The sequence below is a fragment of the Streptococcus sp. 2106 genome (assembly GCF_013277315.1).
Classification (GTDB): Bacteria; Bacillota; Bacilli; order Lactobacillales; family Streptococcaceae; genus Streptococcus; species Streptococcus pseudopneumoniae.
Map to the genome: position 1 here is coordinate 1 of NZ_VMMS01000088.1, position 8258 is coordinate 8258.

Sequence of the window (8258 nt, forward strand, 5' to 3'; positions counted from 1 at the left end):
TTGAGCAGCCTACGGCTAGCTTCCTAGTTTGTTCTTTGATTTTCATTGAGTATTATTTTCTGAAGTTGGAGTATTGGGCTGTTTTTCATTTTCAGTGGCAGGTTTACTTGTAGCAGGTGTAGTAGAGTCCTGAGTTGCTGTTTTCTGATCTTCTTTTTTCTCTTCCTTGACGCTAGATTTTGGCGTTTCCTCTTGTTGTGTTTTTTCTTGACTAGTATTATTTTCCTTATTGGGACTAGTATTTTCCTGAGGGGATTCCTTTTGAATTTCTTTGACAATGGTTGTCGTCGGTGTTGTCGTCGGTTCTTTTTTGGTATTTTTATTATTATCCAAGGCATTCATAATCGTGATAGTCGCAGTAATCAAGCCGAGGATACTACCGATAGTAGTAATGGTTTTTTGAAAAACAGTAAAGCCTTTTTTGATATGTTCTGTTTTCGGTTTTGAAGTTCTACGATAGTTAGACATACATTCTCTCCTTTGATTAAAATTTATTATACCGCATTTCTTTAAAAAAAATCTTAAAAAAAGAGGAATTGCCCTTTCTTGTCGCAGGCTCCGTTTCATGATACAATAGAAGGAGTGATTTTAGAAAGCGTGAGAAAACATGATTTACTTTGATAATTCGGCGACGACCAAGCCTTATCCTGAAGCCCTTGAAACCTATATGCAGGTGACTTCAAAAATTTTAGGAAATCCATCTAGTCTCCATCGTTTGGGAGACCAGGCAACACGAATCTTAGATGCTTCTCGGCAACAGATTGCAGATTTAATCGGTAAGAAAAGCGATGAAATCTTCTTTACTTCTGGTGGGACAGAAGGGGATAACTGGGTCATCAAGGGTGTGGCCTTTGAAAAAGCCCAGTTTGGCAAGCACATCATTGTATCGGCCATTGAACATCCGGCAGTCAAAGAATCAGCCCTCTGGTTGAAAAGTCAAGGATTTGAAGTGGATTTTGCTCCAGTAGATGAGAAAGGATTTGTAGACGTTGAGGCACTAGCAGGTTTGATACGGCCTGATACAATCCTAATTTCTGTCATGGCTGTGAACAATGAAATTGGTTCGATTCAACCTATTGAGGCTATTTCAAAACTATTGGCAGACAAGCCGACTATTTCCTTCCATGTTGATGCGGTTCAGGCACTTGCCAAGATTCCGACTGAAAAGTATCTGACAGAACGAGTAGATTTCGCGACTTTCTCTAGTCACAAGTTCCACGGAGTTCGTGGTGTTGGTTTTGTCTATATCAAGTCTGGCAAGAAGATTACGCCTCTTTTAACAGGTGGGGGTCAGGAACGTGATTACCGTTCGACAACTGAAAATGTGGCAGGAATTGCAGCGACTGCCAAGGCTCTCCGCTTGTCTATGGAAAAGCTAGATATCTTTAGGAGCAAGACTGGGCAGATGAAGTCAGTAATTCGTCAAGCACTTCTGGACTATCCAGATATTTTTGTCTTTTCGGATGAGGAAGACTTCGCCCCTCATATTCTGACTTTTGGAATCAAGGGTGTTCGTGGTGAAGTCATCGTTCACGCCTTTGAAGACTATGATATTTTTATCTCAACGACCTCGGCTTGTTCGTCCAAGGCTGGGAAACCTGCAGGAACCCTGATTGCCATGGGAGTGGACAAGGATAAGGCTCAGTCAGCTGTGCGTCTTAGCCTAGACCTTGAAAATGATATGAGTCAGGTCGAGCAGTTTTTGACCAAGTTAAAATTGATTTACAATCAAACTAGAAAAGTAAGATAGGAGCATTCATGCAGTATTCAGAAATTATGATTCGCTACGGAGAGTTGTCAACCAAGGGTAAAAATCGTATGCGTTTCATCAATAAACTTCGCAATAATATTTCAGACGTTTTGTCTATCTATCCCCAAGTTAAGGTAACGGCAGATCGCGACCGCGCCCACGCTTACCTCAATGGAGCAGATTACACAGCAGTAGCAGAATCGCTCAAACAAGTTTTTGGAATTCAAAACTTTTCCCCTGCTTATAAGGTTGAAAAATCTGTAGAAGTTCTGAAGTCTGCTGTCCAAGAGATTATGCAGGACATCTACAAGGAAGGCATGACCTTTAAGATTTCTAGCAAGCGTAGCGACCACAACTTTGAACTCGACAGTCGTGAACTCAACCAAACGCTTGGAGGAGCAGTTTTTGAAGCCATTCCAAATGTGCAAGCTCAGATGAAAAATCCTGATATCAATCTTCAGGTGGAGATTCGTGAGGAAGCTGCTTATATTTCTTATGAAACTATTCGTGGGGCCGGTGGTTTGCCAGTTGGAACTTCAGGTAAAGGTATGCTTATGTTGTCGGGAGGGATTGACTCACCTGTAGCAGGTTATCTTGCTTTGAAACGTGGAGTGGATATTGAGGCTGTTCATTTTGTCAGCCCACCTTACACGAGTCCTGGTGCTCTTAAAAAAGCGCAGGATTTGACTCGTAAATTGACCAAGTTCGGGGGCAATATCCAGTTTGTCGAAGTTCCTTTTACAGAGATTCAAGAGGAAATCAAAGCCAAAGCGCCAGAAGCCTATCTCATGACCTTGACGCGTCGTTTTATGATGCGGATTACCGATCGTATTCGTGAGGTACGAAATGGTTTAGTTATCATCAATGGGGAAAGTCTTGGTCAAGTAGCCAGTCAAACTCTTGAAAGTATGCAGGCTATCAATGCAGTTACCAACACTCCCATCATCCGTCCAGTTGTGACAATGGATAAGTTGGAAATCATTGACATTGCTCAGGCAATCGATACCTTTAACATTTCAATCCAACCGTTTGAAGACTGTTGTACGATTTTTGCACCAGATCGCCCAAAGACTAATCCTAAGATTAAGAATGCAGAGCAGTATGAAGCACGTATGGATGTTGAAGCTTTAGTTGAGCGAGCTGTGGCTGGAATCATGATAACTGAGATTACACCGCAGGCTGAAAAAGATGAAGTGGATGACTTGATTGATATTTTGCTCTAATCAGAAAATCCAGAAGAATATAGAAAAATAGATGAAAAAGTTAGTTTTTAATTCCAAAAGTGGAAGCAAAACTAACTTTTTTTCTATAATTGTGATATAATAAAATAAAATTTTGAATATAGAGAGTTTTCTGACAATGAATCAATCCTACTTTTATCTAAAAATGAAAGAACACAAACTCAAGGTTCCTTATACAGGTAAGGAGCGCCGTGTGCGTGTTCTTCTACCTAAAGATTATGAGAAGGACACGGACCGTTCCTATCCTGTTGTATACTTTCATGATGGGCAAAATGTTTTTTATAGCAAAGAGTCTTTCATTGGACACTCATGGAAGATTATCCCAGCCATCAAACGAAATCCGGACATCAGTCGTATGATTGTCGTTGCTATTGACAATGATGGTATGGGGCGGATGAATGAGTATGCGGCTTGGAAGTTCCAAGAATCTCCTATCCCAGGCCAGCAGTTTGGTGGTAAGGGTGTGGAGTATGCTGAGTTTGTCATGGAGGTGGTCAAGCCTTTTATCGATGAGACCTATCGTACAAAAGCAGACCGCCAGCATACAGCCATGATTGGTTCCTCACTAGGAGGCAATATTACCCAGTTTATCGGTTTGGAATACCAAGACCAAATTGGTTGCCTGGGCGTCTTTTCATCTGCCAACTGGCTTCACCAAGAAGCCTTTAACCGCTATATTGAGCGCAAGAAACTATCGCCTGACCAGCGTATCTTTATCTATGTGGGAACGGAAGAAGCGGATGATACAGACAAGACCCTGATGGCTGGCAATATCAAACAAGCCTATATCGACTCATCGCTTCGCTATTACCATGATTTGATAGCAGGGGGAGTACACTTGGGCAATCTTGTCTTAAAAGTTCAGTCTGGTGCTATCCATAGTGAAATCCCTTGGTCGGAAAATTTACCAGACTGTCTCCGTTTTTTTGCAGAGAAATGGTAAGTTAAGAAAGGAGAAAATATGCATATTGAACATCTTAGCCACTGGAGTGGCAATCTTAACCGTGAAATGTACCTTAACCGTTATGGACATGCTGGTATTCCAGTTGTGGTCTTTGCTTCATCAGGTGGTAGTCACAACGAATACTATGATTTTGGTATGATTGATGCCTGTGCTTCCTTTATCGAGGAAGGCCGTGTCCAGTTCTTTACCCTATCTAGTGTGGATAGTGAGAGCTGGTTGGCCACTTGGAAAAATGCTCACGACCAAGCGGAAATGCACCGTGCCTACGAACGTTATGTGATTGAGGAGGCCATTCCTTTTATCAAGCACAAGACAGGTTGGTTTGATGGCATGATGACGACAGGTTGCTCAATGGGCGCCTACCATGCACTCAATTTCTTCCTTCAGCATCCAGATGTCTTTACCAAGGTGATAGCTCTTAGTGGTGTTTACGATGCACGTTTCTTTGTCGGCGATTACTACAATGACGATGCTATTTATCAAAACTCGCCAGTAGATTATATTTGGAACCAAAACGACGGCTGGTTTATTGACCGTTACCGTCAGGCAGAGATTGTGCTGTGTACGGGGCTTGGAGCCTGGGAACAAGATGGTTTGCCATCCTTTTACAAGCTCAAAGAAGCCTTTGACCAGAAACAAATCCCAGCCTGGTTTGCTGAATGGGGACATGATGTCGCCCACGACTGGGAATGGTGGCGTAAACAAATGCCTTATTTCCTCGGCAATCTCTATTTATAAAAGGAGTTACCTATGAATTACCTTGTTATTTCTCCCTACTATCCACAAAACTTTCAACAGTTTACCATCGAACTAGCTAATAAAGGCATCACAGTCTTGGGAATTGGTCAGGAACCATACGAGCAATTGGATGAGCCTTTACGCAATAGCCTAACCGAATATTTCCGTGTGGACAATCTTGAAAATATAGATGAAGTCAAGAGAGCAGTTGCTTTCCTTTTCTATAAACATGGTCCAATTGACCGCATCGAATCCCATAATGAATACTGGCTTGAGTTAGATGCAAGTCTTCGTGAGCAATTCAATGTTTTTGGTGCCAAACCAGAGGATCTCAAAAAGACGAAATTTAAGTCTGAAATGAAGAAACTGTTCAAAAAAGCAGGTGTCCCCGTGGTACCTGGAGCTGTTATCAAGACGGAAGCAGATGTAGATCAAGCTGTGAATGAAATTGGCCTTCCAATGATTGCCAAACCTGACAATGGAGTTGGAGCAGCCGCAACCTTTAAGCTCGAGACAGAAGATGATATCAATCACTTCAAGCAAGAATGGGACCATTCGACCGTTTATTTTTTTGAAAAATTTGTCACTTCCAGCGAAATCTGTACCTTTGATGGTCTTGTGGACAAGGATGGTAAAATCGTCTTTTCAACAACCTTTGACTACGCCTATACACCGCTTGATCTCATGATGTACAAGATGGACAATTCCTACTATGTTCTCAAGGATATGGATCCTAAATTACGTAAATATGGTGAGGCAATTGTCAAGGAATTTGGTATGAAAGAACGGTTCTTCCATATCGAGTTCTTCCGTGACGGGGACGACTACATTGCCATCGAGTACAATAATCGCCCTGCAGGTGGTTTCACCATTGATGTTTATAACTTTGCTCATTCCCTAGACCTCTATCGTGGATATGCAGCCATTGTCGCAGGAGAAGAGTTCCCAGCGTCAGAATTTGAAGCTCAATATTGTTTAGCTACATCCCGTCGTGCAAATGCTCACTATGTCTATTCTGAGGAGGACTTGCTTGCCAAATACAGCCATCAGTTCAAGGTTAAAAAAATCATGCCTGCAGCCTTCTCGGAACTTCAAGGAGATTACCTTTATATGCTGACAACTCCGAGTCGACAAGAAATGGATCAGATGATTGCTGATTTCGGACAACGTCAAGAATAAGAACTATCGGATTAAGGAAATTCACTCCCTTAATCCTTTTGTTTTGTCTGATAAAAAATAAGAGCATCCTAACAAGGTAGCTATCATAAAACTTGTTCGATAACTATTTGAAGCAGGATTAGGTGGTCAGAAATTGAATTTTAATATTTCAATTGAGTCATAGTATTGTGCTTTCGTATCCGTAAATCAGCTAAAAGGATCCATGACGACACCTATACGATATAGTTTTCAAGATACAAAATAAGTCTATTAAAATATTCAGGTGACGCATAGATATAGTTAATTGAAGCTTTGTTTGAAATCTGATAAAATAATGATATTACTAAGTTTTAAAAACTAAAGAAAAGGGAAGATATGATTACAGGCGAATTAAAAAATAAAATCGATCAGTTGTGGGAAATTCTTTGGACAGAAGGAAATGCAAATCCTTTAACAAATATTGAACAGTTGACTTATCTCTTATTTATGAAAGATTTGGATAGTGTTGAGCTTGGACGTGAAAGTGATGCTGAATTTCTAGGGATTCCTTATGAGGGAGTTTTTCCAAAAGATAAACCTGAATACCGTTGGTCAACTTTTAAAAATATAGGAGATGCTCAGGAAGTTTATCGTTTAATGACTCAGGAGATTTTTCCGTTTATTAAAAATCTCAAGGGGGATACAGATGATACAGCCTTTTCACGATATATGCGAGAAGCTATTTTTCAAATAAATAAACCTGCTACGCTTCAAAAGGCAATTTCTATCTTAGATGTTTTTCCAACTAGGGGATTAGATGTAGATTTTGATAATGACAAACAAAGTATTACTGATATCGGAGATATCTATGAATATCTGTTATCAAAATTGTCGACCGCAGGTAAAAATGGACAGTTTCGTACACCTCGTCACATCATCGATATGATGGTTGAATTGATGCAACCGACCATCAAAGATATCATCTCAGATCCCGCTATGGGTTCTGCTGGCTTCTTAGTATCTGCTAGCCGTTACTTAAAGCGTAAGAAAGATGAATGGGAAACCAATACAGATAATATCAATCATTTTCATAATCAGATGTTTCATGGAAATGATACGGATACGACTATGTTGAGACTTGGGGCGATGAACATGATGCTACATGGAGTAGAAAATCCACAAATCAGTTACCTTGACTCGCTGTCTCAAGATAATGAAGAAGCCGATAAATATACTTTGGTTTTAGCAAATCCTCCTTTTAAGGGCTCACTTGACTACAATTCAACCTCTAATGACCTTCTTGCAACCGTAAAAACCAAAAAAACAGAATTACTCTTTCTTTCTCTTTTCTTGCGAACTTTAAAACCAGGTGGACGAGCAGCAGTTATCGTACCTGATGGTGTCCTTTTTGGTTCGTCGAAAGCTCATAAAGGAATTCGTCAGGAAATTGTAGAGAACCATAAGCTTGATGCTGTAATCTCAATGCCTAGTGGTGTTTTCAAGCCTTATGCTGGAGTTTCAACTGCTATTCTCATCTTTACAAAAACTGGCAATGGTGGTACTGACAAGGTCTGGTTTTACGATATGAAAGCGGATGGTTTAAGTTTGGATGATAAGCGACAACCGATTAGCGACAATGATATTCCAGATATTATCGAACGCTTTCATCATCTTGAAAAAGAAGTGGAACGTCAGAGAACGGATCAATCTTTCTTTGTTCCAGTTGCTGAGATAAAGGAAAATGATTATGATTTGTCTATCAATAAATATAAAGAGATTGAGTATGAAAAAGTTGAGTATGAACCAACAGAAGTCATCTTAAAGAAAATCAATGATTTAGAAAAAGAAATTCAAGCTGGCTTAGCAGAGTTAGAAGAATTACTCAAGTAGGGAGGTGGCTGTATGAAAAAAGTGAAGTTGGGGGAAGTCTTATCTCTAAAAAAAGGCAAGAAAGCCACTGTACTTGCTGAACAAACAACCCTAAGCCAACGTTATATTCAAATAGATGATTTAAGAAATAATAATAATTTAAAATTCACTGAAAGTTTAAATATGACTGAAGCACTTCCAGATGATATTCTGATAGCATGGGATGGTGCTAATGCAGGAACAGTTGGCTATGGGTTATCGGGAGCTGTTGGTAGTACAATTACGGTCTTAAAAAAGAATGAGCGATACAAAGAAAAAATTATATCAGATTACTTGGGAGTCTTTTTGGAAAGTAAATCGCAGTATTTACGAGATCATTCAACAGGTGCAACAATTCCTCATTTAAACAAGAATATATTACTTGATTTACAATTAGAATTGCTAGGTATCGAAGAACAAGAGAACATTATTTGTATTCTTAATACGATTAAAAGGCTTATTACTAAAAGAAAATTGCAGTTAGATGAACTAAACTTGCTCGTCAAATCCCGATTTAACG

The 8258-nt window shown here is 39.9% G+C and carries 8 protein-coding genes; 7 read left to right on the plus strand and 1 reads right to left on the minus strand.

What is annotated here, in order from left to right; translation table 11 throughout:
- Positions 1–42: 42 nt before the first annotated feature.
- Positions 43–468: a DUF6556 family protein gene (locus HT723_RS09215; RefSeq protein ID WP_031222983.1), complete on the minus strand. Its 426-nt coding sequence runs from the start codon at positions 466–468 to the stop codon at positions 43–45.
- 139 nt (positions 469–607) lie between these two features.
- On the opposite strand from HT723_RS09215, the gene HT723_RS09220 reads away from it, so the two are divergent.
- From HT723_RS09220 to HT723_RS09250, 7 genes are all read left to right on the plus strand, one after another.
- The gene (locus tag HT723_RS09220) at positions 608–1750 is read left to right on the plus strand and encodes a cysteine desulfurase family protein (RefSeq protein WP_172935076.1); all 1143 of its coding nucleotides are present in this window, start codon (positions 608–610) and stop codon (positions 1748–1750) included.
- An 8-nt stretch (positions 1751–1758) separates the two neighbouring features.
- Positions 1759–2973, plus strand: coding sequence for a tRNA uracil 4-sulfurtransferase ThiI (thiI, locus tag HT723_RS09225; RefSeq protein ID WP_172935077.1), 1215 nt, complete (start codon positions 1759–1761; stop codon positions 2971–2973).
- Positions 2974–3109: 136 nt separating this feature from the next.
- On the plus strand, positions 3110–3934 hold the full coding sequence (locus HT723_RS09230) for an alpha/beta hydrolase (RefSeq protein WP_172935078.1): 825 nt from the start codon (positions 3110–3112) through the stop codon (positions 3932–3934).
- Between the two features lie 18 nt (positions 3935–3952).
- The gene (locus HT723_RS09235; RefSeq protein ID WP_050252945.1) at positions 3953–4693 is read left to right on the plus strand and encodes an esterase family protein; all 741 of its coding nucleotides are present in this window, start codon (positions 3953–3955) and stop codon (positions 4691–4693) included.
- A 12-nt stretch (positions 4694–4705) separates the two neighbouring features.
- The gene (locus HT723_RS09240; RefSeq protein ID WP_172935079.1) at positions 4706–5872 is read left to right on the plus strand and encodes an ATP-grasp domain-containing protein; all 1167 of its coding nucleotides are present in this window, start codon (positions 4706–4708) and stop codon (positions 5870–5872) included.
- Between the two features lie 354 nt (positions 5873–6226).
- Positions 6227–7720, plus strand: a complete 1494-nt coding sequence (locus HT723_RS09245; RefSeq protein WP_172935080.1) for a class I SAM-dependent DNA methyltransferase — start codon at positions 6227–6229, stop codon at positions 7718–7720.
- A gap of 12 nt (positions 7721–7732) precedes the next feature.
- Positions 7733–8258, plus strand: a 526-nt coding sequence (locus tag HT723_RS09250) for a restriction endonuclease subunit S (protein WP_172935081.1), incomplete at its 3' end; no start/stop codon positions are given.

What these genes read in the sequence shown, in the direction of transcription:
- HT723_RS09230 (WP_172935078.1), top strand. Translation starts at nt 3,110, where the DNA reads ATGAATCAATCCTACTTTTATCTAAAAATGAAAGAACACAAACTCAAG.
- HT723_RS09235 (WP_050252945.1), top strand. Translation starts at nt 3,953, where the DNA reads ATGCATATTGAACATCTTAGCCACTGGAGTGGCAATCTTAACCGTGAA.
- HT723_RS09220 (WP_172935076.1), top strand. Translation starts at nt 608, where the DNA reads ATGATTTACTTTGATAATTCGGCGACGACCAAGCCTTATCCTGAAGCC.
- HT723_RS09240 (WP_172935079.1), top strand. Translation starts at nt 4,706, where the DNA reads ATGAATTACCTTGTTATTTCTCCCTACTATCCACAAAACTTTCAACAG.
- HT723_RS09215 (WP_031222983.1), bottom strand. Translation starts at nt 468, where the DNA reads ATGTCTAACTATCGTAGAACTTCAAAACCGAAAACAGAACATATCAAA.
- thiI (WP_172935077.1), top strand. Translation starts at nt 1,759, where the DNA reads ATGCAGTATTCAGAAATTATGATTCGCTACGGAGAGTTGTCAACCAAG.
- HT723_RS09245 (WP_172935080.1), top strand. Translation starts at nt 6,227, where the DNA reads ATGATTACAGGCGAATTAAAAAATAAAATCGATCAGTTGTGGGAAATT.